This is a genomic window from Dissulfurimicrobium hydrothermale, from assembly GCF_022026155.1.
Lineage (GTDB): Bacteria > Desulfobacterota > Dissulfuribacteria > Dissulfuribacterales > Sh68 > Dissulfurimicrobium > Dissulfurimicrobium hydrothermale.
The window spans coordinates 317085-341641 of the sequence record NZ_CP085041.1 but is presented as its reverse complement, the minus strand read 5'-3'; the positions used below and the strand labels follow the sequence as shown (position 1 = coordinate 341641).

Below are 24557 nucleotides of genomic sequence, written 5' to 3'. Positions count from 1 at the left end.
TATAGTCAAATACGATATACGATAAATCAATGCGGTCTCCTTGCTGTTTCCTGTATATACCCGACGCCCATATTCCGTTAAGGACTTAAGGCCGGAATACCGATAAAAAATTATACGGCAAATTCTATTGTGAAGACCGGATTCGACGCCAGCTTATGAATCATAGATATAATCCAGACGATACCCAGAAGTTCGTGATATTCCTGGCGATCGGGATTGCCCTTTCCATATTGATTATAGGCCTTAGACTATTCGCCCCCTTTTTCTACCCCATTGCATGGGCTATCGTACTGACCTTGTTTTTTTATCCGGTCTTTCAGCGGATAAACCGCATTTTAAAGGGGAAAGAGGGTATATCGGCATTATGTATGTGCCTCATAATCATATCTTTTATAATAATTCCAGTCTTCATCCTTCTAGGGAGCCTTGCTAACGAGGTCCTGAGGGTCTATGACGAATTTCAGGCCGCCATATCGTCCAAAGGGCCGGGCCTCATACCTGATCCGGGGGCGCACCCTTTGTTAAATAGGTTATTGTCCAATCTGTTTTCTATGTTCAACATCCATGGCAATATCTCTCCAGGGCAATTCATGACAGACCTCGTCAAGAGATTCAGCGAATCTTTTATAGCGCAAGGGACGGTGGTTTTCAAAAATATAATCACCGTCGTCTTTGACGGCCTGTTGATGCTGGTGGTGCTCTTTTACCTCTTCAGAGACGGAGAAAAATTCCTCGACACATTTAAGGGTGTCCTGCCTTTTCACGACGTAGAAATAGAGAGATTTTTCAAGATCATATCAGATGTATTGTACGCTACCCTTTACGGCAATATCCTGACCGCCTTAATACAGGCCGGGCTAGGGGTGTTTATCCTCTGGGCCCTTGGCTTCTCGGCCCCCTTATTATGGGGAATAGTCATGGGAATCGCCACGTTCATCCCAATCGTAGGCACAGCCCTTGTATGGGTACCGGCAACCCTCTATCTGTTTCTGGCTGGCTCATATTTGAAGGGTGCCGTACTTCTTATCTTCAGCATACTCCTGATAAGCCAGATAGATTACTTCCTAAGGCCCTATCTGATAAGCGGCAAGACACATCTACACAGCCTCTTCCTATTTTTCAGCATACTAGGCGGTCTTAACGTCTTTGGCCTCCTTGGACTCGTGCTAGGTCCGATCATAATCGCACTCTGTGTATCCATTCTCGAGATATACCGGCTTAACTACCTTGGATATCCGGGCAACGGCATGAAACGGCTACTAGAATAAAGATATCAGCTTGACTTTACAGGAGATATTTTTTATTTTTGCAATTATGTTGCAAGCCTTAAGGCAGGAGGACAAATGACCCTTACAAAGGCGGATATCATTCGGCGCATATATGAAAGCAAGGTCTTGAGCAAGGCTGATTCGACAAAATCCGTTGAGACGCTGCTTGAGCTCATGAAACAATATCTTGAAACAGGAAACGATATACTTATAAGTGGATTCGGGAAATTCATTGTAAAAGAAAAGAAGGCGCGGCGCGGAAGAAATCCGCACACAGGGGATGACCTGATACTTGAACCCAGACGCGTGGTCACATTTCGTCCGTCAGGTGTGCTTCGCAGAAAATTGAACGCCGGCAAGGGGTGATGCAACACAAAAATAAGATGCCGCAATAAAAATAAATAAATCCCCCGGCCTCAAGGCCAGGGGGTTTATTGCGCTTATATCTAGATCTTAAAGCGTCTGATCTCTTCCTCGACCTGTCTTGCCTGTGCCAACAGACCTTCCATTGCCGAGAGTGTTCCTTTGGCGCTCTGGGCGTTTCTGGTTGCCGTCTCGGCCATCTCATCCATGAGTTTCTGGAGCGCTGCGCTTCTCTCCCTCTGCATCGCAGTCCTTTTAGTGATCTCTTCCGAATTGGCGGCGACCTTTTCAACTGTCTTCACGGCGCCCTTGGTTATATCCTCGGCCGACTTGGTTATGTTTATAATCTCTTCACTTATAGCTATAAGGGTTTTCATGGCGTCTTCAGCCATCTGCCTACGGGTTGCCTGCTGGTTCGTCATCTGGACGATGTGATCCGCAAGACCCTTCAGATCGTCGGTCAGTTTGAGCAGGGCCTGGGTGTCGCCCGCATATTTGGTGGCGAGTTCCGAGATATTGGTCGTAACCTCAGTGCCGGATTTGACGCTCTCCATGATCTTCAAGATGATCTGCGCGGTCTGATTTGTATATCTCTTACCCTCCTCAACCCTTTCAATGCTAGATCTGATAAGTTCCGCTATTTCCTTGGTGGATTCCGATGTGCGTTCCGCCAGCTTTCTAATTTCATCCGCCACCACCGAAAATCCCCTGCCGTGTTCGCCAGCCCTGGCCGCCTCGATGGCCGCATTCAATGCAAGGAGGTTTGTCTGTTCAGCAATATCCGAGATGAGGTCAACAATCTCCTTGACCTGGTCGGAACTCTCGGCAATGGCGTCCATACCTTGGATCATCTGCTCCATGGCCTTGCCACCCTCTTCGGCGCTTACAAGCGCATCTTGGGAGCGCCTCGCCGATTCCTGGGCCTCAACTGCCATCTTACTGAGCTGATCCGCCATGGCATGGAGCGCCTCGGCGGTCTTTGCAGAAGACGCGGCCTGGGCATAGGCTCTTGCCTGGACCTCCTTAGCGGTCTCCCCCATCTCCGAGACAATCTTTGTCGCGGACTTCGAACCCTCTTTGTTTTGTACCGATATCTTGGCAATCTCCATACTCAGATCGGCTATTTCTTTTATGGATTTGGACGCCTCTGATACGATATTAGCGGACGATTCGGCATGGGAGGCCACCTCGGCCGCAGTCTGACCCATAACGGCGACCCTCTGCATGACGTCCTTGGCCCTTTCAGCCTGAACGGACGCGTTGGTGACGATATTTTTTGACACCTCGTGCACCTTCTGACTCATCTGTGCAAAAGATACCATTGTCTGCATGACGTCTTTGAAGGTATCCTGCAGCACACCTAGGAGCCCGTTTACTGCCTCGGTCATGCGTCCGACCTCGTCTTTGGTCTTTATCTTTATCCGCTTAGTGAAATCCAAATCCTTGGCGATCTTCTGAAGTACGGATGCGGTATCAGTAATAGGTCTTACGAGGAGGGAATGGAAAAACAGCGAAAGAGCGGCGGCCATAATTGCCAGATAAAGTATAACAAGACCTGTAAACTTAAACTGCCCCATATAAAGTTCGTTAAATTTTCCATTCAAAATACCGATATCTTCTGCAACTATATTAAGGCCTACATTCTGTCCCTGATAATCGATTACCGGGCTATAGGTAATAAAATATTTATCTGTTATTTCGTAGCCATCAGCTAAAAGTTTTTTATAGTCAAGTGTTTTTGCAATATATTTTTCTGTATCATCAAACCACTTATCGTCTGAAATGATATAATTATCCCCCACTGCCACCCTTGGCTCTGCCTCGATAATTCTTTTAACCTGTGGCATATCTCTTTTTAAAACCAGAATATATTTTAGATTTTTTTTGTGTAGATCTTTGGCTATTTTATCCGGAGTTTGTTCTATTTCCACCGATCCTATGTAATCGTTGTCTCTGATAATCGGCGCCATGCATCTCATTGCAATATCAACTGTCCCTACTTCAAATACCGCTATAACTTTTTTTGTTTGCTCCACCGCCACAAGAGTCGGCCTTACGTTTTTTACATTGTCTCCATAGGCATCTGGCGCCCAACTTCTTAGGAATGATGTACCATCTGCAGTACGTAGCTGTACTCTTATGGCTGTCAAGTCAGTACGTTGTCTATAATCATCGAGAAGGCTGGTTAGCCTGTCTAGTGCAAGCTCTCTATTATTTTCAAGAATAGCCCTTGAAAGAGTACCGTTGTTTGCTATAGCAACAGCATTAGTTTTGGCTATTGTAAAAAATTCATTGATATCATCATTTAATAATGACAATATTACCTGCTTTCTATTTTCAATTGCCTCTCTTTTTAGAGGTTCTATACTATAGAATGTATAAGCCAAGTTTACTATGATGATAATCAAACCTATCCCAAGAATAATCCCTGCAAACTTCGCCTTTAGACTTAGATCGCCCCTTAACTTAAACATATGAATCTCCTTTGCCCACCTCTCAAATTTGAATCCAGACAGCCACTATCTTTGTTTACCAAGCGACGTCGAGACAGCGTCAGCTTGATGTGTGTCGTCAAAACCTAGACCCTTTATGTGATCTACAAGCCTTTGGACGTTAAGAACCGGCAAAACCGCGTCCTCATATTCCGCCAGGCCCCATACAAAATCGGCATTCCATAATGGCTCCATGCCGCCGGCATTGGTCATTTTCGTGTCTATTGAATTCAAACTCCCGATGCGGATGACCGAATCCACCATGATTCCAATGCTCGCCTCTCCGCCGCCGATAAGCAGGACCCTGTTCTGCGCATCAATACCTTCAAGAGCGGACATGGATTCAAATAGATCGCCCATGGGCCGTTTCATCAATATCTCACCGACCTTTAAAACCGGCAGGATCTGCCCCCTTACATTCAAAAGTCCGGCGATGACAGGATGTGCATTCGGCATGATCCCCAACCCCTTGGGCTGTAAGACCTCTTGGACCCAATCCAGCCCTACAGCCCATGTCTGTCTTTGGAGTTTAAAAAAGACAACGTGATAAGGCGCATTGACAGACATCCCAGGGCGCTCTTCAGATTGTTCCATAAACTGCGCCTCTCAAACAAAAAGTATTCAATCGAACAACCCAGGTCGATATATTTTTAGTAATCCATAAATTATTATCGTCACAAAATCATCATGACTTTAAGATAACCCCTGTGCAGCGATAACGACCTTTCCAAGCGGGTATCTAGCTAATATGTGATACAGTGGGCCGTTTCCTGTGATCTCGCTTTTATAAATCGCTATTTCCTTTACATCAAAAGGGGCCGATTCAATCGGCTCTTCCAGATACGTATTCAGAAACCTTGCGATCCTCCGCCTGGATCGTACCCTGCCAGTTGTCAAATGCGGGGAAAATGGTCTTGTCTCTGTTGGGAATCCGGCCCTCTCCAAGAGCAGATCAAGATCGCCCTGTAAGGAACAGAGTGCATCCAGGGCGCCCTTGATCCCGATCCACAACACCCTTGGATTGTCAGTACCAGGAAACACGCCTGTCCCGGAAAGATAAAGGGGAAAGGCATCATGACTTGCTGCCGTTTGTCTGGATGCCGAATAGACCAGATCAAGTCGGTCTTCGGATACGTCACCAAGAAACTTCAGCGTAAGATGAAGGTTGTCGGATCTGACCCATCTTATATCGGCCCGGCTGTCAGACCGATATGAACGCCAGACGGCCAACCTGTCTCTAACAATATTACAGCAGTTATCTGGAATATCTATTGCTATAAAGATTCGAGCCATACTTAAGGCGCCTTCGGAGCCAATCCAGGGCTGTCTCTGCAGATAGTATCTGGATTTCATGTCTTGAGCCTGAAAATAAAAACCTCTCACAAGATGTGGACTCTGGGGTGCTCAACGCTATATAAACAGCGCCCACTGGTTCACTGGCAGTCCCGCCGCCTGGGCCTGCAAAACCAGTGATTGCGAGACCGTAGGTGGTGCCGGCCGCCTTTTTTATTCCCTCAGCCATCTCTATGCCTACATTTCTACTTACCGCCCCGTAACGATCAAGCGTCTCCGGCAAGACCCCGATCATCTCCATCTTTGACCTGTTGCTGTATGATATCACACCCCTTTCAAACCACTGAGAGCTGCCCGGTATGCCGGTAATCCTGTGGGCCACAAGGCCGCCCGTACACGACTCGGCAACAGCCAGGCTTTCACCCTTTGCGCTCAAGAGCGCCCCGGCCAAGGACTCCTGCGTATCCCCATCAGTCCCTATAAGGCTCTCGCCTAAGGCAACCTCCACCTCCCTGCAGATCTTGACAAAGCGTTTATCTACCTCATCCTTGTCAAGGCCCATTGCCGAGACAACGAGACAGACCTCGGGAAAATCGGGATAATAGCCTGCATTTATCCCGTCCATCTCCTCAAGGAGCCTGTTTACGATTACATTTATCTCTGTCTCCTGGAGCCCGAAGACCTTGAAGGTGCGTTGTCTGGTTATGAATCCCGACGAAAAGGCTGCCTCGATCCTGGGGATGACCTGCGTCGTCAGGAGATATTCCAGCTGCTTTGGCACGCCAGGGAGACAAAAGATAAAAACCCCTTTATCGATGATTACATAGCCCGATGCATGTCCATCAGGATTTAAAAACTCGGCGCCTTCCGGTAAAAATGCGAGTTTTTCCAACATAATATCAGGCGTATCCCCCCACACACGTCTTTCCGCATAGACCTTTTTCAATATATCTTCATTGACTACGAGTCTGCGGCCCAGCGCCTTAGCCACTGCCTCGTTGGTTATATCGTCGCTGGTAGGACCAAGGCCGCCTGTTATGATAACAAAATTCGCCCTTGTCATGGCCGAAAGTAGGGCGGCCTTGATGGCCTCGGCATCGTCGCCGATCATGGTTATGCCCTTTACCTGATACCCTGCCAGAAAGAGCCTGTTCGCCGCAAAGGTGCTGGTGGTGTTCTGCACCCGTCCGGTAACAAGCTCGTCGCCTATGGCTATTATTTCACCATACATGATTCAAAAGATATTCCATTAGACTTAATACTACGTTGGCGCATACCCCAGCAGCTATATCGTCAAGCACTATGCCCGTACCGCCATGAACTTTTTTATCTATATAATTTATGGGAAATGGTTTAAGAATGTCAAATATCCTGAAAAGCAAAAAGAGGGCCGCTATCCTATATAAATCCAGGTGAACAAAGGCCAGGGCAAAGCTCATACCAACCGCCTCATCGATAACCACCTCCGGCGGGTCGTTCCTCCCGATGATTTTCGCAGCCCTACCTGAAGCCCAGAGGGAACAGAGCGAAAAGAGGAACAGAAAAGACGATTCGGTAATGGGCGAACGGCCGCCAAGCCCGAGGCAAATGGGTATTGCAACGATGCTGCCCCACGTGCCTGGGGCCCATGGGAGCCTCCCGATCCCAAGGCAGGTTGCAATGGACAGCGCGGCCTTATCAGCTACATCATTTCGACAATCTGGATGTATGTCCTTTTCCATCGCCGCTAATAAAGATCCTGCCAGATGGTCCATCAAAATAGCTGAAAACAGTCCTGCTAATCTCAGTCCGCGCCATTGCCGTCCTTTGCATGTTTCTCGGCCCATCTGTACAATCCTTCACGATAGCGCCATGCAGGCAAGACGACGACAAGGGCGACAAAAAGCATAACCGCTAGACCTGGCAAGTCGCCGTCGTAGAGCCTTGCACCCTGAAGCGTCAAGAGAATCGTGCCAGGCATCCTCCCGATTGTAGAAACAGCCAAAAATATCTGCCACGGCATCCTGCTCAGCCCTAAAATATAACAGAGAAAATCCTTTGGAAACCCAGGGATAAGAAAGAGTGCAAATGAAATGAATATGCCTTGGCGTTCCAATAGGTATTCAAAACGTCTGTATATCTCGGATCGCTTCAGCCAGGTCCCGACAAACCGTCTGGCGAAACGGGCCGCGGAAAAAGCCGCCATGGATCCTGCCGTAAGACCTATAGTGGAATAAAGAAATCCCATCCACTGGCCGAACAAAAAGCCTCCGATTATCCCGGAGGCCTCACCAGGAAGGGGTGCGAATACCACCTGGAGTGCCTGCAGGGCGATGAACGCCAACGGGGCGAGCCCACCCCAGGACTCCACATGTCTCCTTAGGACATCGCGATGCTCTATAACATATGCCATATTGCCCCAGAAGGTCTTGATTTTGTTCCAATCCCAGGAAAACAAGACATAAAGACCAATAAAAGAGACCAAAACGAAGAAGACGAATGCAAGTGTCTTTTTCTTCAACGGATTCAAAGCGACGGATCGCCCTTGGAGCGCCTCAGGATAGTGTCTCTACGCCAGTTCCAGTCATCTTTCTCTTGATTGTCAAGGATGAAGTGCCCGCCACGCGATTCGAAACGGGCGCTGGCCGCCATGATGATCAAGTCCGCCACCTGGGCTATATTTCTAAGCTCCACAAAATCACTTGTAAGGATATAGTCCCAATAGTGCTGATTTATCTCCCTCAGGATAGGTTTTATCCTCTGGCCCGCAAGCCTTAAGCGCTTTGCACTCCTTACGATGCCCACGTAGTTCCACATCAGTCGGCGTATCTCATCCCAATTGTGGGAGACGAGTATAGCCTCGTCCATATCCACTGCACCGCCTGGGTCCCAAGGGGGGACAGAGATGGAATCCATCTTTTTGAGCGTCTGAAACGTAGCAGAAATCCTTAAAAAGGCCTGGTGCGACATCACAAGACCTTCAAGAAGTGAATTCGAGGCAAGGCGATTCGCCCCATGAAGCCCGGTGCAGGCCGTCTCTCCTACAGCAAAAAGGCCCTTGAGATCCGTCTCGCCGTATCTGTTTGTGACGACACCGCCGCACATATAATGTGCGGCCGGCACTACCGGTATCGGCTCACGGGTGATGTCTATACCTAGTTTAAGGCATGTCTCATAGATGTTCGGGAACCGTCTGCGCACGAAGTCAGGATCCCTGTGGCTTATATCGAGATAGACATGCTCTTTTCCGCTCTTTTTAAGCTCGATGTCAATAGCCCTTGCGACAACGTCTCTGTTAGCCAACTCCTTAAGCACGGGCGCATATTTTTCCATAAATGGCACGCCATACCAATCGATGAGTCTCGCGCCCTCGCCCCTTAGCGCCTCTGAGATCAAAAAATTTTTTTTCTGGGGGTGATAGAGGCAGGTAGGGTGAAACTGTACAAACTCCAGGTTGGCCACTCTAGCCCCTGCCCTGTACGCCATGGCTATGCCATCCCCGGTGGCGACATCAGGGTTGGTTGTATAGAGATAGACCTTGCCCGCGCCACCTGTCGCAAGGACGGTCACGGGGGCAAGGATGGTATGTATGATACCGGTTGAGACATCGAGTACATAGGCGCCAAGACATCTTTCCCCGGTTTTTTTTGCAGAACCCGATCTGATCTTCCCCTCTGTGACGAGATCAACTGCAATATGATTTTCAAGGATCTCTATATTCGGATCAACCGACGCCCTCTCCGTCAAGGTCTTTTGAATGACCCTGCCAGTGATGTCGCCTGCGTGAACCACACGTCTTCTACTGTGTCCGCCTTCCTTGCCGAGATCATAGCTGTCGGGACGGCCCTGGTCTATCGAGAACTCCAGACCAAGTGACGCAAGCTCTCTTATCCTGTCAGGACCGCCTTCTACAATCATACGTACGACCTCTTCATGGCTGAGGCCGTCACCGGCCTTTAGGGTATCGTATTCATGAAGATCAAAGCTGTCGTCAGGCCCTGCTACACAGGCGATCCCGCCTTGCGCCCAATTTGTAGCTGTATCCTGCACACCTTTTTTGGTAATCACCACAACACGCCCTATCGCGCCCAGCTTGATGGCAAGGCTTAAGCCTGCTATCCCGCTTCCTATGATCAAAAAATCAGTCTTTTTTTCCATACTCATACACGGTCCTTAAAGACCCAGACCTTGAGCTATCAGGCCGAAGATGTCAGGATAACGGCAGACCAGTTCAGACAATATCTTGAGCATAATCTCCCGCATGGATGGATCGGCCGCCTTCGAGGCCCTGAGCCTCGTTATATGCATCCATTCGTCAATAGCCGCATGCACCATGATCTCTGTCTTACAAGAATTGGGAAGCACTGTGCGTGCAGCCTGTGGAGAAGATGTCTTCAAGAGCTCGAGATAGCTCCTCTCCCCCTCGGCCATGGCCTTCAACCATATTTCATATTCCCTTGTACCTTCTTCATAGAAACAAGGTCGAATAAAGACCAGCTCGCCTCCAAATCGGGCTTCGCCGTATCTGCAGTAACGCTGGGATTCCTGTAGATATGAGGCCACGCGATGGCGGACGAGTTCATGGGACACCGCCCTGTTTGTCACAAGATGGATGAGGATGGTCTTGTGTCTGATGAGGATGTCTTGAGGAAGACTGGAGATCTCATCGGGCGTCATGAGCCTGACACTTATTCCGGTCTGTGGCATCCATCTAGACCTACGCCCGCCCCCGAAGGCTATGTCGGAGAATAGGACCGGGTACCTGTCTGTAAGCAGACCGAGAATAGCCTTTACCACTTTAAGGTTGCCGTACGCCCTTGCAAGATCTCTGAAGACGCGGGGATTGCCGGACAGGATGAATCTCTTCCTGTCCAGACGGCTGCTTCTGCAAAAACTAGGAATAATTTCAAAGAATTTAACCATCGGGGTCTCGGCGTCAAGCACGATTTCAAACACCAGTTGCGCCATCTCAAGGACCGACTCGTGCCCTCGCTCTATGATACCCGTTATGAATTTTTCAGCCGAACCAGACGATATACGATCCTCGCTCTTGTAGCAGATGCGGCCACAGCGCTCTATCTGTTCAAGGATTGCGCCCCTTTTCTCATATTCGTCAATAATTTGAAATGACTGTTCTATAATCTTCATGGTGTGTTGTTGTAGTAGAGTACACTAAAAATCAGGATTTGCATCAAGCATCATCTCTTGTGCCAGAAATTCCTCCAAAATAATCTTGTCCGGCGGCAAGACAGGTCCTTCGAAAAGGGGCGATGCTTATCGTTTATTTTTGTCTCCACCGTAAAATGCGCTGTAGGCCTTATACGTCATAAAGAGATCAGCTTTATGTGCTACCTCGAATGGCGAATGCATGCTCAACAGCGGGGTACCGGCATCGACCACGTCCATCCCATACCCTGCCAGATACTTCGCTACAGTTCCGCCGCCCCCCTCGTCGATCTTGCCAAGCTCTCCCGTCTGCCAGATCACGCCGGCCTTGTTCCATATATTCCTTATCCATCCCACATACTCCGCATGGGCGTCGTTGGCCCCGACCTTGCCGCGGGAACCTGTATATTTTGTAAGGCATATGCCATAACCCATTAGTGCGTCGTTGCGCTTCTCGTGAACCTCCTGATAATCGGGCTCAACACCTGCGGTTACATCCCCTGAAATGGCCCTTGAGTTCATAAAGGTGCGGACAAGTGTATCAGGTCCTAGCTTGAACCCTGATCTTCTAATGATGTCATACATGATCAACTCGAGAAATTTGGACTTGGCGCCTGTGTTGCCCTCGCTCCCGATCTCTTCTTTGTCGAGAAATACGGCCATGATAGTCCTGTCAGGCTGTTGCTGTTCTAAAACCGCCTTTAGGGCCGCATATGCACAGGAACGATCATCATGGCCGTATGCCCCTACAAAGGCCCGATCGAGACCTACATCCCTGGCGGTCCCGGCAGGGACCAGTTCAAGCTCCGCGCTCACAAGGTCCTCCTCGACAATGCCGTAACGTTCATTTAAGATCTTCAAGATCGAGAGCTTGACTGCGTCTTTCATATCTTCAGGGCCGAGGAGCGGATTTCCGCCGAAGATCACATTCAGCTTTTCGCCCGGAACGGCCTCTGAGGTCTTTTTTTCTGCCTGCACCTTGTAGGCAAGGTGCGGAAGGATGTCGTTTATCGTAAAGACTGGGTCGTCGGCATCCTCGCCGAGCCTTATATACGCAACTCTACCATCTCCTTTTATCGCCACCCCATGGAGCGCGAGCGGACGGGTGACCCATTGGAATTTTTTTATGCCGCCGTAGTAGTGAGTCTTCAGATAGGCCATGTCAAGCTCTTCATATAGCGGGTTTTGTTTGAGATCGAGCCGTGGCGCATCGATATGGGATGCGATCATCAGCACCCCTTCATTTACAGGACGGACGCCCAGCACAGCCAGGGCGCACATCTTGCCCCTGAAACTCCAGATGAGCCTGCGTGCATCCCCATCCGTCCTTTCAGATTGAACAAAGCCATGATCATCGGCCATTTTCGAGATGGCATCTACCGCTTCACGCTCGGTCTTGGCATTGTTGAGAAATTCCTTATACTCCTCGGCATACTCAAATATCTCCTTGCGTTCACCATCGGATAGTTGTAGCCATGCATGTCTTCGTTTACGCGTGAGTTTCTTTTCCAGCTTCTTGTATTCGGTCTTGGAAAGTCCTTTTTCTGTCATCGCACTTACACCTTATGTCCTTTGAAATGATGAATACCTCATAATAACCACACATAAAAAGAGCGCAATGGTATAAACAATGCCGCCGAAGACTTTGAAAAACCGCAAAACCGGCTACATTTAACAAAATGATAGACATCCAGAATCTGGTCAAGGTCTACAACGGCATTACAGCACTTAAGGGTATAAACTTGAACGTGCGGGAAGGTGAGATATTTGCATATCTCGGTCCAAACGGCTCTGGCAAGACCACAACTATAAAGATACTTACCGGCCTTGCCAGGCCTACATCAGGCAAGATCAACCTGAACGGACTAGATATAGAAAAGGCACCGATAGAGGCCAAGTTCCATTGCGGCTACGTGCCGCAGACCATAAATCTTGACGCAGAGCTTACCGTCTATGAAAACCTCGACATCCATGGGAGGCTCTTTTCCATGGAGCGGTTGAGGAGAAAGGAGAAGATAGACGAGCTCCTTGCCTATGCAGGCATAGCCGAACGTAGAGACAGCCTTGTGAAAGAACTGTCCGGCGGCATGAAGCGCAGGGTCATGGTAGTGCGCGCCCTCATGCACGAGCCAAAGATATTGTTTTTAGATGAACCGACTGTAGGCCTCGATCCGGCCATCAGGCGAAAGATATGGGCGCTTATCAAACGGATAAACAAGGATGGGACGACCGTGTTTCTTACGACCCACTATATAGAAGAGGCGGAGTTTCTGGCCGATAGGGTCGCATTTCTGGATGAAGGGAGGATCGTGACCATCGACACGCCCTTGAATCTGATATCAGACCTTGGGATCTGGGCCATAGACGAGATAGATAATGACAGAATACGCACATTTTATTTCAAGAGCCAAGATGATGCCCGCAGGCATGTCGCCAAATATGGTGGAGAGCTCACCTTGAGGCGGGTAAATCTCGAAGATGCCTTTATTGCGCTTACCGGGAAAAAGGTAAAACGGCAATGAAGGGCTGGTTTGCCGTTTATTATAGGGAACTCTTGATCCTTAAAAGGAGATTCTTCAGGCAGGCGGCCTCTATGTCGGTCTCGCCTGTACTCTATATCGTGGCCTTTGGTTTCGGCATGGGAAAAGACGTCACCCTTCACGGCCGTCCCTATATTGAATTTCTGATCCCGGGGCTCATGGCCATGACCAGCATGACCCAGGCCTTCGCCATAGCAAGCGAGATAAACATAGCCAGGTTTTACTGGCGGATATTCGAAGAATTTCAAGCTGCCCCGATATCCCATCTTGCGTATGTGACAGGCGAGGTTATGGCCGGACTTACAAGGGCGCTCTTGTCCTGTTTTATAATCATTGGCCTTTCCTTCATGATCGGCGTCTTTCTCTCCTACGATGTATATTTTTGGGTCGCCATGGGTCTCAATGCCCTCTTTTTCGCATCCCTTGCGGTTTGCTTCGCCATGCTCGTGCGCTCACATGCCGACCAGATGCTGCTTTCAAACTTCATAATCACCCCCATGGGTTTCCTCGGTGGAACGTTTTTCCCGGTCGAGCGCATGCCAATATGGGCGCAAAAACTGCTGTCCATACTTCCCATCACCCATGCCACATCTGCCATGAGGATCGCGGCATTCGGAGGCCGCCCTGAGGTCTGGTCATACCTTCTGCTCCTGGTGCTCTGGATCATCGCATTCGGCGCTGCGGTGCGTATGGTAAAAAAGGCCATGGATTGATTGGGCGTCTTTCCAATAACAGGCCCTTGAGAAAAACAGGCGCATATTGTAACTATTTTATCCAATGAGGTAGATTATGGAAAAACGCGATCCACAAAAAACCATAGATACCGGGCTGCCGTTGTCACAGAATGCGCTTATCGTACTTAAGCGCAGATATCTCAAAAAAGACGAACAGGGGAAGGTCGTCGAGAGGCCTGAAGACATGTTCATGCGTGTGGCGAAGACCATAGCCGGCGCCGACCTTGCATATAATGGAAACGCCGATACGGACGCCCTGACCGAACGATTCTACAGCCTTATGACCTCCCTGCGCTTCATGCCTAACTCGCCGACGCTCATGAATGCGGGTAGGGAGCTGGGGCAACTTTCAGCCTGTTTCGTCCTGCCGGTGGAAGATTCAATCGAGAGCATATTCGAGACGGTCAAACATGCGGCCATGATACACAAGAGCGGCGGGGGTACTGGTTTTTCGTTTTCGCGTATCCGCCCCGAAGGTGATAGGGTCAAGACTACCCACGGCGTGGCCAGCGGACCAATATCGTTCATGACCATATTCGATGTAGCCACCGAGACCATCAAGCAGGGTGGGACCCGCAGGGGCGCAAACATGGGCATACTGAGGGTGGATCACCCCGATATAGAAAAATTCATCACCTGCAAGACCAGGACGGACAGGCTCAACAACTTCAACATTTCCGTCGCTCTTACAGAGGAGTTCATGAAGGCCGTAGAGCAAGGCAGGGAATATGCCCTTATAAACCCCAAAACCGGCGCTGAGGTGAGACGCCTGCCTGCAGCCGCGGTATTCGAAAAGATAATCGATTCGGCATGGACAAACGGTGAGCCTGGCATAATATTCATTGACAGGATGAATCAGGGAAATCCGACGCCGCACCTGGGTGAAATCGAAAGCACGAACCCATGCGGCGAACAACCGCTTTTGCCCTATGAATCATGCAACCTGGGTTCTATAAATCTAGGGCTTTTTGTAAAAGATGGGGCTGTGGATTATGCAGGGCTCAGAGATACGGTTCGGGATGCGGTGCACTTTTTAGATAATGTGATCGACGTAAACAGGTTTCCGCTTGGAGAGATACGCGATGCCACGCTCCGTACGAGAAAGATCGGTTTAGGGGTCATGGGATTCGCAGATATGCTGATAAAGCTCGGCATATCCTATAATTCAGAAGCGGCGGTCAAGACGGCCGAAGAGGTCATGACCTTCATAGACAATGAGTCAAAAGAGGCGTCTATGGAGCTGGGCCGCAAGCGCGGGAGTTTCCCTGCGTTCAAAGGTAGTATTTATGATGGCAAGGTCGAATGCATGAGAAACGCCACCACAACGACCATTGCCCCTACAGGCACGATAAGCATTATAGCAGGGGCCTCGAGCGGTATAGAGCCCTTGTTCGCCGTAAGCTACATCCGAAAAGTCATGGACGGGACCGAGCTTATAGAGGCCCATCCGTTGTTTGTGGAGGCTATGCGAAAACAGGGACTTTATTCTGACGAACTCATGGAGCGCATAGCCCATTCGGGGTCGATCCAGGGATTCGATGAGGTGCCTGAGGATCTGAAACGCATTTTTGTCACATCTAGGGATATCCGGCCCGAGGATCATATAGCAATACAGGCGGCCTTTCAGCGCCACACCGACAACGCAGTCTCAAAGACCATAAACTTTTCAAATGAGGCCACAAAGGAGGACATCAAAAAGGCGTATCTCCTGGCATGGCGGCAGGGGCTCAAGGGCATTACCATATACAGGGATGGAAGCCGCCCTGTGCAGGTCTTGAACCTCAAAAAAGAAGAACGGCAGGCCGCCGTCAATAAAATAGAGCCGAGACCTAGACCTGTCAGGACGACAGGCATTACCGAACGTGTAAGGACGGGTTGCGGTAACCTCTATGTGACTGTCAACAGGGATGACAAGGACATCTGCGAGGTGTTTGCCCAGATGGGAAAAGCCGGAGGGTGTGCAGCCTGTCAGATGGAGGCCGAAAGCAGACTCATTTCGTTGGCCTTGCGTTCGGGCGTGAGCGTTCATGCGATAATAAAACAACTCATAGGGATACGCTGTCCGTCACCCATCTGGCAGGAAGGCAAGCAGATACTGTCGTGCCCCGACGCCATGGCCAAGGTCATGAAAAACATCGAGGGGTTGGCCGATCCGGATCTGGCCGAGACGGCTGCGGCAGGCAGGGTATGTCCGGAATGTGGTGGCACATTGGAGCCGGAGGAAGGCTGCCTCCTATGCCAGTCATGCGGGTTTTCGAGATGTGATTAGACCGGTCTGTCTGCATCGGAATACAGATAGACCTGGTGATGAAACAGAGGGGCCATGGCCTTTAACGCCTGGGAATATATATTTGCAAAGACGCGACCTGAGCTATTGAAGTCGCAGTGGTGGATAGGGCACATCCCTTTTGCGTTTGAGCTTGTTAAAAGGCTCAGGCCTGAGATGATCGTCGAGCTCGGCACTTACAGCGGCTCATCATTTGCCGCATTTTGTCAGGCGGTACACATCCTTGGGCTACACGCCAAATGCTTCGGGGTTGACCTCTGGCAAGGCGACATCCATATGGGCAAGTTTGATGAAAACATATACCTCGAGATATCGGAATATATCAAAAAGAACTATCCCGATATAGGCGTATTAATAAGATCCAGCTTTGACGAAGCGGCCAACAAATTTGAAGATGGCTCGATAGATATCCTACATATAGACGGCACCCATACCTATGAAGCGGTAAGTGGCGACTTCCATACTTGGTTGCCGAAGGTTTCGATAAAAAAGGGTGTTGTCCTTTTCCATGATATAAATGTAACCCGTGAAAATGTCGGCCCTGCGGCTGAATTTTTTGGCGTAAGACGTTTCTTTGACTCCGTCAAGGACCGCTATCCGCATATCGAATTCGATCATTGCTATGGCCTAGGTGTCCTGGTCATAGGGAGGGAAGTGCCGGAAGACATCTTGAGGATGATAAATGACTCAAAAGACCCTGGCTTCCATAGATTTTTTGAAGAACTCGGGCAAACGGTGTGCAACAGATTTTGGCAACAGCAGGGAAAACGCGGGATTTTAGGGGGCCGCATATCTGCCAAAATTACGAACGACATAAAAAGGATCCTCTATAGGCTTAAATCTTTGATGTTTAATTCTTGATGATCTCGTAAAAAATCATTATATGAGATGGCTAAGCAAAAATCGTAAATGCAAGGTGCGCAGATCCTGGAGAATGAGGCATACTCCCTGTACGCCGCAGTGACGACGGATGCAGCGCAACACAGCGGTTGGCGACCTTTTGCGACACCATCTTAATTCAACATTATTTAACTTAACGTTCAACATTGATTTGATCTTATGAACTTTACACACCTTCATCTTCACACCGAATACAGTCTCCTTGATGGGGCCATAAGACTCAAGGATCTGTTCCCGACCGCAAAAAAATGTGGTTATGAGGCCGTGGCCATGACAGACCATGGCAACATGTACGGCGCCTTGAATTTTTATGAACAGGCGATGAAACACGATATAAAGCCAATTCTTGGCTGTGAGATGTATGTAGCCCCCAAGGGGATAAATGACAAGGGCGCAAAGGGTGCAAAAGATGCAGGCTTTCATCTCGTGCTTCTTGCGCAGGACAACGACGGCTACAAAAACCTCTTGAGGCTCGTAAGCATTGCCCATCTCGAAGGATTTTATTACAAGCCTAGGGTAGATCTGGATTTGCTTAAGGAATACAATAAAGGGCTGATCGCCCTTTCGGCCTGCCTTCATGGAGAGGTGGCCTACAACATGCTTCACGGCGGGATTAATGAAGCAAGGAAAAAGGCACAAATATATGCAAGGATCTTTGATGGACGTTTTTATCTGGAACTCCAGGAAAACGGCATCCCTGAGCAAGCAGAGGTAAACAAAGGCCTTATGGATATCGGCAGGGAGCTGGGCCTCCCGATAGTCGCCACCAACGACTGCCATTATTTGAATGCAAAGGACGCCATAGCCCACGATGTGCTCTTGTGCATCCAGACCAACAGGACAATAAACGACAAGGGCAGGATGCGCTTCTCAACCGATATGCTCTATTTTGCCCCGCCCGAGGAGATGGCCAGGCGTTTCAGCTATGCACCTGAGGCGCTCTCAATTACCAAAGAGATTGTCGAGAGATGCAATGTCACGCTCGAATCGGGAAGATATCACTTTCCGGTTTACCCGATCAAGGAAACTGAAAGTTATGACGGCCTGTTCGAGGCCAAGGCGAGGGAGGGTTTTGAAAAACGGGCTAAGGAGCTCGGGCTCGATGAAGAGACCCGAAGGCTTTATCTGGCGAGGCTCGAAGAGGAACTTGAGGTCATAAAAGACAAAGGCTTCGCCTCATATTTTCTCATAGTCGCCGACTTCATCAATTGGGCCAAGTCCAAAGGGATACCGGTAGGGCCTGGGCGCGGTTCAGCCGCAGGTTCACTGACGGCCTACTCGATGGGGATCACCGAGCTCGATCCGGTGCGCTACGGCCTCTATTTCGAGCGCTTTCTTAATGCCGAAAGGGCATCCCTGCCCGATATAGACGTGGATTTCTGTATGAACCGCAGGGATGAGGTCCTCGACTATGTAACCCAAAAATACGGTGGGGAGGGATATGTAGCCCAGATCATCACATTCGGCCAAATGAAGGCAAGGGCGGTCATAAGGGATGTAGGCCGCGGTCTTGGGATGCAATATCCGGTAGTAGACCGAATAGCAAAACTTGTTCCAGCCACGCTTAATATAACCCTCGACAAGGCCATCGAACAGGAGCCAAGGTTTAAGGAACTGGCTGAAAAAGACGAGCAGGTCGCGAAGCTCCTGGAAATAGCAAAGGCGCTTGAAGGTCTCCCGCGCCACGCCTCGACTCACGCTGCCGGCGTGGTCATATCGGACAGACCAATGGTTGAACATTTACCGCTCACAAAAGGTCAAAAGGGTGAGACGGTCACGCAATTCGACATGAAGTGTGTTGAAAAGGTAGGGCTCATCAAGTTTGACTTTTTGGGTCTCAAGACACTTACTGTAATAGACGATGCAATAAAGATCATCAAAAAGCACCTTGGGGTCGAGGTCGATATAAACAAGATACCTCTTGACGATACTGATACTTATGAACTCCTGTCTAGGGGTGACACGACCGGTGTTTTCCAGCTTGAAAGTCCGGGCATGAAGGATCTCATAAGAAAGATGCGGCCGTCAATATTCACCGATCTGATAGCCCTTGTAGCACTGTACAGGCCAGGTCCTCTCGAAAGCGGAATGGTAGACCAATTCGTAAAGGCGAAACACGGCGAAATAAAGGTTAAATACCTGCTGCCCGAATTGGAGCCAATCTTAAACGAGACATATGGCGTAATCGTATATCAGGAGCAGGTCATGAAGATCGCCCAGACGCTTGCCGGTTATAGCCTCGGTGAAGGCGATCTTCTGAGACGCGCTATGGGAAAGAAAAAGCCGGAAGAGATGGCTGCCCAGCGGGACCGCTTCATCTCAGGCGCCAAGGCCAAGGGTATACCAGGCGATAAGGCGGCGACCGTTTTCGATCTCATGGAAAAATTCGCAGGCTATGGTTTCAACAAGAGCCATTCCGCTGCCTATGCGTTGATCGCATATCAGACTGCTTGGCTCAAGACCCATTACAGGGCACCTTTCCTCGCCTCGCTCCTTTCAAACGAATTGGGTGACACGGATGGCGTAGTAAAGTACATCAGCGAATGCAAAACAAGCGGCGTAAAGGTGCTGCCGCCTGATATAAATCGGAGTGACGAGGGTTTTACCCTGGATGGCGACGCCATACGCTTCGGCCTGGCGGCAGTCAAAAATGTAGGGGTAGGTGCCATAGAGTCCATTATAAAAGAACGCGGACGTCGGCCATACGACGACTTTGAAGACTTCTGTTCAAGGGTAGATTTAAGAAAGGTGAACAAAAGGGTTATTGAGAGCCTGATAAAATGCGGTGCTTTTGATTCGCTGGGACATAAACGCTCTCAGCTGATGGAGGTCCTGGATCAGGCACTCGATCTCGGCCAGGCTGCAAAAAAGGCCCAAGACTGTGGCCAGAAATGCCTTTTTGATGGCGCTTTTGAGCAGGATGTCGGCAGGCCCAGGGTCGGATTCCTCAAGCTGCCAAATCTACCTGAGTGGCCTGAAAGCGAGCTTCTTTCAATGGAAAAGGAGGCCTTAGGTTTTCATATAAGCGGTCATCCACTTGACCCATATAGAGATAGCCTGCAAATGATGGGCGTGGTCTCTACAGAAGAGGTGGTTGGTTTCCCCGATGAAAGCAGGGTGGCCTTGGCAGGCATAATAAAGAGAAAGAAGGAAATCGTCACAAAAAAAGGGGAGCGCATGGCCTTTCTGCTGCTTGAAGACCTGCATGGCTCCATTGAGGTCGTATGCTTCCCTGAACTTTATACAAAGACGAGGGAGGCCTTGGCTGGAGACCAGCCAATTTGGGTGAAGGGGTCATGCCAAAGGGACGATGACGAGGCTGGATTGCTGAAGATTATAGCCGATGCAATAGAACCGCTTGAGGAGATCGGTAAAAAGAAGACCACAGGTCTTATAATAGAATTAAACGGTGGGAATACCGGCCTATGGGTCATTGAAGCACTCAAAGACATAATAACCAACCATCCCGGGGCCTGTCCGATCAAATTAGCCATAGCTATGCCAGGGAAAGGCAAGGTGACGCTGAAGTTGCCGGAAAGCCTTAATGTCGCCCTGGACAACGAATTTTCCGCTGCCGTAAATAACCTTGTAGGTTATAATGGACTCCAGCTGGAATACGGTCAGGTATAAGCAAAGGGGGAAATATGTCATTATTTGCACAGGCAGGCCGCAAAAATACAGCTGATTCGATTGAGAGGCTTAAGGAAGGAATAAGGGAATACGGTATAGGCCAGGTTGTGGTTGCCTCAACATATGGGGATACAGGCCTTGCCGCAGCCAGGGCACTCAATGGTTTCGGGACCAAGGTGGTGGTTGTAACCCACAACGTCGGGTTCAAAGATCCAGGCCAAATAGAGATGAGCAAGGAAATGAGGCGCGAGATAGAAGGGCTCGGTGCAACGGTCTATACCGGCACTATGGCATTCAGAAATATAGGTACGGCGATAAGGGAAAAACAGGGTTACTGCCAGCAGGATCTGATCGCCAACACCTTGAGACTGTTCGGTCAGGGGGTGAAGGTCTGCGTCGAGATAGTGCTTATGGCCTCTGACGCCGGACTGATAACCACTGAAGACTGCCTCGCTGTGGCCGGTACGGGCCGCGGCGCCGATACAGTCGCACTCATAAAGCCTGCGCCATCGAACAGACTCTTTGACCTCAAGATCCGTGCCATCCTGGTAAAACCCATGGATTGGTAAAGAAATTAATGACAAAAAACTCGATCAGGATAGTATGTCAAAACCGCAGGGCGCGGCATGAGTATCAGATAGACGATATATTTGAGGCCGGCATTATGTTGCTCGGTCCAGAGGTGAAGTCCCTGAGAGATGGAAGGGCCAACCTGGGCGATGGATATGCGGCCTTTCATGGGGGGGAACCTTGGCTATACAACGTACACATCTCACCGTATCCCAACGCCTCAGATGCGTTCCATATTGATCCCATCAGGCCTAGAAAGCTCCTGCTTCATAAGGCGGAAAATAGAAAATTAATTGGAAAGCTGGAGGAGCGCGGCTATACGCTCATTCCCCTCAAGATATATTTCAAAGACGGCAAGGCAAAGGTGGAATTGGGCCTTGCAAAGGGCAAAAGGCTATATGATAAGCGCGAGGCCGTAAAAAAGAGGGAGACCGAGCGCGAACTTAGGAGGCGGTACAATATAAGATAGTTACAAGGCGGCTGGCCAGCTGAATTTATTTTTGCGCGGGCATTGACACTTCCACATTAATCCATATATTCTAATTCAGAAATATATTATTATTTGAAAATTTTAAAGATCTGATGCCCATATAATTATTACAAAGGGGGCGAACCGGTCTCGACGGAGGTATGGAAACTTAAGTTGCGTGTCGAGGGGCTGCGACCTCGTTAAAATGCAGATAAAAAAATAAACGCCAACTCAGAATACGAGTACGCACTGGCTGCTTAGTTCAGCCAGCACCCATCCCAGTAGGCCTACAAGCTGGGTCTGGGTGACGGTTCAGTAGGCTGGCTTCTGGACGGCGCCTGTTTGCCCAGAGGTGAGATCTTTACAGGATAGCCTGATTCCATCTTGCCAGAGAAGAAGGTATCGGGCGAAACCTTAAATCTCAGGCTACACACGTAGATACTTAAGTGGAATACTTTCGGACGCGGGTTCGATTCCCGCCGCCTCCACCATTTGAAAAAGACAACTCGTCTCTCGGAGGTCATTCTCTGAGGCGACAGGTTTTCTATTTTCCCTTGTTTTCAAAGGGTTTGCGCTCGTTTCACATCTTCCAGGACTCGCTGCTCACCCGTCGGATTCTTTCTCCTTCCCCGCCTTTCATTTCCTCTCTAGCCTGGTCGACCTCCAACCCTGGGAGGGCGACAACGGCTACGCTCTTGATACCAGCTGCCACTAACTGTAAATTACATAAGTTAGATTAGATAAAATGACATGAAACCTGCCTTGCGGCCAGAGAGGTGCGCTTGATGGAAGAAAAACCAGGTGATGTCCTGACCATCGAAGAGTTGTCTGCCTACCTGAAGATATCGAAGTCCACGCTCTACAAGCTCGTTCGGGAAGGCAAAGTCCCGTGCCAGAAGATTGGCCGCCATTGGCGCTTCCGGAAGGAAGCCATTGACCGCTGGCTGGAAGACCAGCCTGTCGTGCCGAGCGCTGTGCAGGTAGGAACGTACGGCGATACGACAAATCGGCAGGACAGCCGGTTTGGACGCGCCGAGGGCGTGCCCAAAGGGCGAGGGCCAGGGAAGGCCTGAGTCAAAGACGGAAGAAACGAGTAATGGCGGAGCCCTTGGCGGATCAGGTCCTGCGAAAGATTGGCGAGGTGTGCTCTCTCTATCACCGCCTGATCCTGATGGTGGGGCCGGCGGGAAGCGGGAAGACGTCCGCGTTGCAGGAGGTGTCGGCAAGGGCCTCTGCACCGCTCATCAACGTCAATCTCGAATTGTCTCGCCGGATGCTGGACCTGACCGAACGCCAACGGGCCCTGCAGGCTCCAAGGCTCTTAGGCGAAATCGTGGGTGAAGCCATGGGTGCCTTGCCTGCCGCTACGCTCGCGGCGCAGGCAGGGCTGGTTTTGCTCGACAACATCGAGATCCTTTTCGATGTCCACCTGAAGCAGGATCCTTTGCGTCTGCTTCAGGGATTGTCCCGGAACAAGATGGTCGTGGCCGCCTGGAACGGATCCATTGTGGGTGGTCACATGACCTATGCCGTCCCAGGCCACCCCGAATACCGCCGCTACCCGATTCGCGATTTGAGCATCGTCGACGCGTCCAGCGTCGAGCGTCACGCATCGTCAGGGAGATGGTCATGAGCAAGATCGAATGCTTTGAGGACATCCAGGCCTGGCAGGAGGCCAGAATTTTGATCAAGGAGAGCTGCGCGATTTCTGGAAGTGGGCAATGGGCCAAGGACTATGCCCTTCGGGACCAAATTCGCCTGGCGTCAATCTCCGTTTTGACGAACTCTACGAACGATGCGCAAGGAGCCAGATACCTTGGCAGCTTCATCCGCTACCTGCGAAACAATGACGCACGGCGCATGACGTGCGACCCGGAGACACAACCATGAAATACAGAGACCTGATCCAATTCGAGCCTATCGAGTCCGTAGTCCAGCTACGGGACGCCGATGAGGCCGCTGCTGCCCGGCAGCTTGTCCAGACCTACGTCATCTCTGGAGAGATGGCTGAAAGGTTGATCAGCCTGGTCATTCCTCAGCTTCAGTTCGACCAGCCCATGGACAACAAGGGGCTGCTGGTCGTCGGCAACTACGGCACCGGTAAGTCGCACCTCATGTCCGTGATCTCCGCCCTGGCTGAAAATAGCGATCTTGCAACGCATCTGAACGACAAGAGCGTGGCCAGCGCCGCCGGCAAGATCAGCGGGCGCTTCAAGGTGGTCCGAACCGAGATCGGCGCGACCACCATGTCCCTGCGCGACATCCTCGTGGCCGAACTGGAGGAGCACCTGGCCGCAATGGGCGTGTCTTACTCCTTCCCGCCCGCAGATAAGGTGTCCAACAACAAACGTTCCTTCGAAGAGATGATGACCGCCTTCCGCCAAGTGCATCCCGACCACGGTCTGCTCCTGGTGGTGGACGAACTGCTCGACTACCTGCGCACCCGCAAGGACCAGGAACTCATCCTCGATCTCAACTTCCTGCGCGAGATCGGCGAGGTCTGCAAGGACCTGCGGTTCCGCTTTATCGCCGGTGTTCAGGAAGCCATTTTCGACAGCCCCCGCTTTTCCTTTGTGGCCGACAGCATCCGCCGGGTGAAGGACCGCTTCGAACAGATCCTCATCGCCCGCAAGGACGTCAAGTTCGTGGTGGCCGAGCGTCTGCTCGAGAAGACCGCCGACCAGCAGGTGAAAATCCGGGAGTACCTGACCCCCTTCGCCAAGTTCTATGGCCGCATGAACGAGCGCATGGACGAGTTCGTGCGCCTCTTCCCCGTGCATCCCGACTACATCGATACCTTCGAGCGGGTCACCGCGGTGGAGAAGCGCGAGGTGCTCAAGACCCTGTCCCTGGCCGTCAGAAAGCG

Annotated in this window: 21 protein-coding genes, 1 other RNA gene and 1 pseudogene; 14 read left to right on the top strand and 9 right to left on the bottom strand. The window is 50.4% G+C overall.

Features of this window, described 5'->3' with window-relative positions; all coding sequences use genetic code 11:
• Positions 1–155 precede the first annotated feature (155 nt).
• Both LGS26_RS01650 and LGS26_RS01645 read left to right on the top strand, forming a co-directional pair.
• On the top strand, positions 156–1268 hold the full coding sequence (locus LGS26_RS01650; RefSeq protein WP_237888932.1) for an AI-2E family transporter: 1113 nt from the start codon (positions 156–158) through the stop codon (positions 1266–1268).
• Between the two features lie 75 nt (positions 1269–1343).
• Positions 1344–1634: an integration host factor subunit alpha gene (locus LGS26_RS01645; RefSeq protein ID WP_237888931.1), complete on the top strand. Its 291-nt coding sequence runs from the start codon at positions 1344–1346 to the stop codon at positions 1632–1634.
• Between the two features lie 80 nt (positions 1635–1714).
• On the opposite strand, the gene LGS26_RS01640 is transcribed toward LGS26_RS01645, so the two are convergent.
• From LGS26_RS01640 to LGS26_RS01600, 9 genes are all read right to left on the bottom strand, one after another.
• Positions 1715–4105, bottom strand: a complete 2391-nt coding sequence (locus LGS26_RS01640) for a methyl-accepting chemotaxis protein (protein WP_237888930.1) — start codon at positions 4103–4105, stop codon at positions 1715–1717.
• Between the two features lie 45 nt (positions 4106–4150).
• On the bottom strand, positions 4151–4717 hold the full coding sequence (locus LGS26_RS01635; RefSeq protein ID WP_237888929.1) for a chemotaxis protein CheW: 567 nt from the start codon (positions 4715–4717) through the stop codon (positions 4151–4153).
• A 99-nt stretch (positions 4718–4816) separates the two neighbouring features.
• A complete protein-coding gene (gene thpR, locus LGS26_RS01630; RefSeq protein WP_237888928.1) occupies positions 4817–5416 on the bottom strand; it encodes an RNA 2',3'-cyclic phosphodiesterase in 600 nt (199 codons plus the stop codon).
• Positions 5379–6647, bottom strand: coding sequence for a CinA family nicotinamide mononucleotide deamidase-related protein (locus LGS26_RS01625; RefSeq protein ID WP_237888927.1), 1269 nt, complete (start codon positions 6645–6647; stop codon positions 5379–5381). Before LGS26_RS01625 ends, thpR begins: the two co-directional genes overlap by 38 nt.
• Complete coding sequence (locus tag LGS26_RS01620) at positions 6637–7137, bottom strand: phosphatidylglycerophosphatase A family protein (RefSeq protein WP_237888926.1); 501 nt, start codon at positions 7135–7137, stop codon at positions 6637–6639. Before LGS26_RS01620 ends, LGS26_RS01625 begins: the two co-directional genes overlap by 11 nt.
• Before the next feature lie 62 nt (positions 7138–7199).
• Positions 7200–7925, bottom strand: coding sequence for a TVP38/TMEM64 family protein (locus LGS26_RS01615; RefSeq protein WP_237888925.1), 726 nt, complete (start codon positions 7923–7925; stop codon positions 7200–7202).
• Complete coding sequence (gene nadB / locus LGS26_RS01610) at positions 7922–9553, bottom strand: L-aspartate oxidase (protein WP_237888924.1); 1632 nt, start codon at positions 9551–9553, stop codon at positions 7922–7924. Before nadB ends, LGS26_RS01615 begins: the two co-directional genes overlap by 4 nt.
• A gap of 15 nt (positions 9554–9568) precedes the next feature.
• Positions 9569–10543: an FAD-dependent thymidylate synthase gene (locus tag LGS26_RS01605; protein ID WP_237888923.1), complete on the bottom strand. Its 975-nt coding sequence runs from the start codon at positions 10541–10543 to the stop codon at positions 9569–9571.
• Between the two features lie 126 nt (positions 10544–10669).
• Positions 10670–12112 carry an aminopeptidase gene (locus LGS26_RS01600; protein ID WP_237888922.1) on the bottom strand — a complete coding sequence of 481 codons (1443 nt, stop codon included), beginning with the start codon at positions 12110–12112 and terminating at the stop codon, positions 10670–10672.
• A gap of 128 nt (positions 12113–12240) precedes the next feature.
• Here LGS26_RS01600 and LGS26_RS01595 point away from each other — a divergent pair, with 128 nt between their 5' ends.
• The 12 genes and pseudogenes from LGS26_RS01595 to LGS26_RS01540 form a co-directional block, all read left to right on the top strand.
• Positions 12241–13083, top strand: coding sequence for an ABC transporter ATP-binding protein (locus LGS26_RS01595; RefSeq protein ID WP_237888921.1), 843 nt, complete (start codon positions 12241–12243; stop codon positions 13081–13083).
• A complete protein-coding gene (locus LGS26_RS01590) occupies positions 13080–13814 on the top strand; it encodes an ABC transporter permease (RefSeq protein WP_237888920.1) in 735 nt (244 codons plus the stop codon). The genes LGS26_RS01595 and LGS26_RS01590 overlap by 4 nt, the downstream gene beginning before the upstream one ends.
• 115 nt (positions 13815–13929) lie before the next feature.
• Positions 13930–16104, top strand: a complete 2175-nt coding sequence (locus LGS26_RS01585; protein ID WP_237889814.1) for a vitamin B12-dependent ribonucleotide reductase — start codon at positions 13930–13932, stop codon at positions 16102–16104.
• A gap of 54 nt (positions 16105–16158) precedes the next feature.
• Positions 16159–16983 (top strand): class I SAM-dependent methyltransferase, encoded by an 825-nt coding sequence (locus LGS26_RS01580; RefSeq protein WP_237888919.1) that lies wholly within the window; start codon positions 16159–16161, stop codon positions 16981–16983.
• 198 nt (positions 16984–17181) lie between these two features.
• On the top strand, positions 17182–20652 hold the full coding sequence (gene dnaE, locus LGS26_RS01575) for a DNA polymerase III subunit alpha (RefSeq protein ID WP_237888918.1): 3471 nt from the start codon (positions 17182–17184) through the stop codon (positions 20650–20652).
• Positions 20653–20666: 14 nt separating this feature from the next.
• A complete protein-coding gene (locus LGS26_RS01570; protein WP_237888917.1) occupies positions 20667–21221 on the top strand; it encodes a hypothetical protein in 555 nt (184 codons plus the stop codon).
• 8 nt (positions 21222–21229) lie between these two features.
• Positions 21230–21691: an SsrA-binding protein SmpB gene (gene smpB, locus LGS26_RS01565; RefSeq protein WP_237888916.1), complete on the top strand. Its 462-nt coding sequence runs from the start codon at positions 21230–21232 to the stop codon at positions 21689–21691.
• Between the two features lie 135 nt (positions 21692–21826).
• Positions 21827–22182: a transfer-messenger RNA gene (gene ssrA / locus LGS26_RS01560) on the top strand.
• Positions 22183–22476: 294 nt separating this feature from the next.
• The gene (locus LGS26_RS09730; RefSeq protein WP_330873313.1) at positions 22477–22764 is read left to right on the top strand and encodes a helix-turn-helix domain-containing protein; all 288 of its coding nucleotides are present in this window, start codon (positions 22477–22479) and stop codon (positions 22762–22764) included.
• Positions 22765–22787: 23 nt separating this feature from the next.
• Complete coding sequence (gene brxF, locus LGS26_RS01550) at positions 22788–23324, top strand: BREX-3 system P-loop-containing protein BrxF (RefSeq protein WP_237888915.1); 537 nt, start codon at positions 22788–22790, stop codon at positions 23322–23324.
• Entirely contained in the window at positions 23321–23581 is a 261-nt protein-coding gene (locus LGS26_RS01545; protein WP_237888914.1) for a four helix bundle protein, read from the top strand. The genes brxF and LGS26_RS01545 overlap by 4 nt, the downstream gene beginning before the upstream one ends.
• Positions 23578–24552 (top strand): annotated as a pseudogene (locus LGS26_RS01540) (DUF6079 family protein); the annotation flags it as partial. The gene LGS26_RS01545 and the pseudogene LGS26_RS01540, both read left to right, overlap by 4 nt.
• Between the last annotated feature and the right edge of the window lie 5 nt (positions 24553–24557).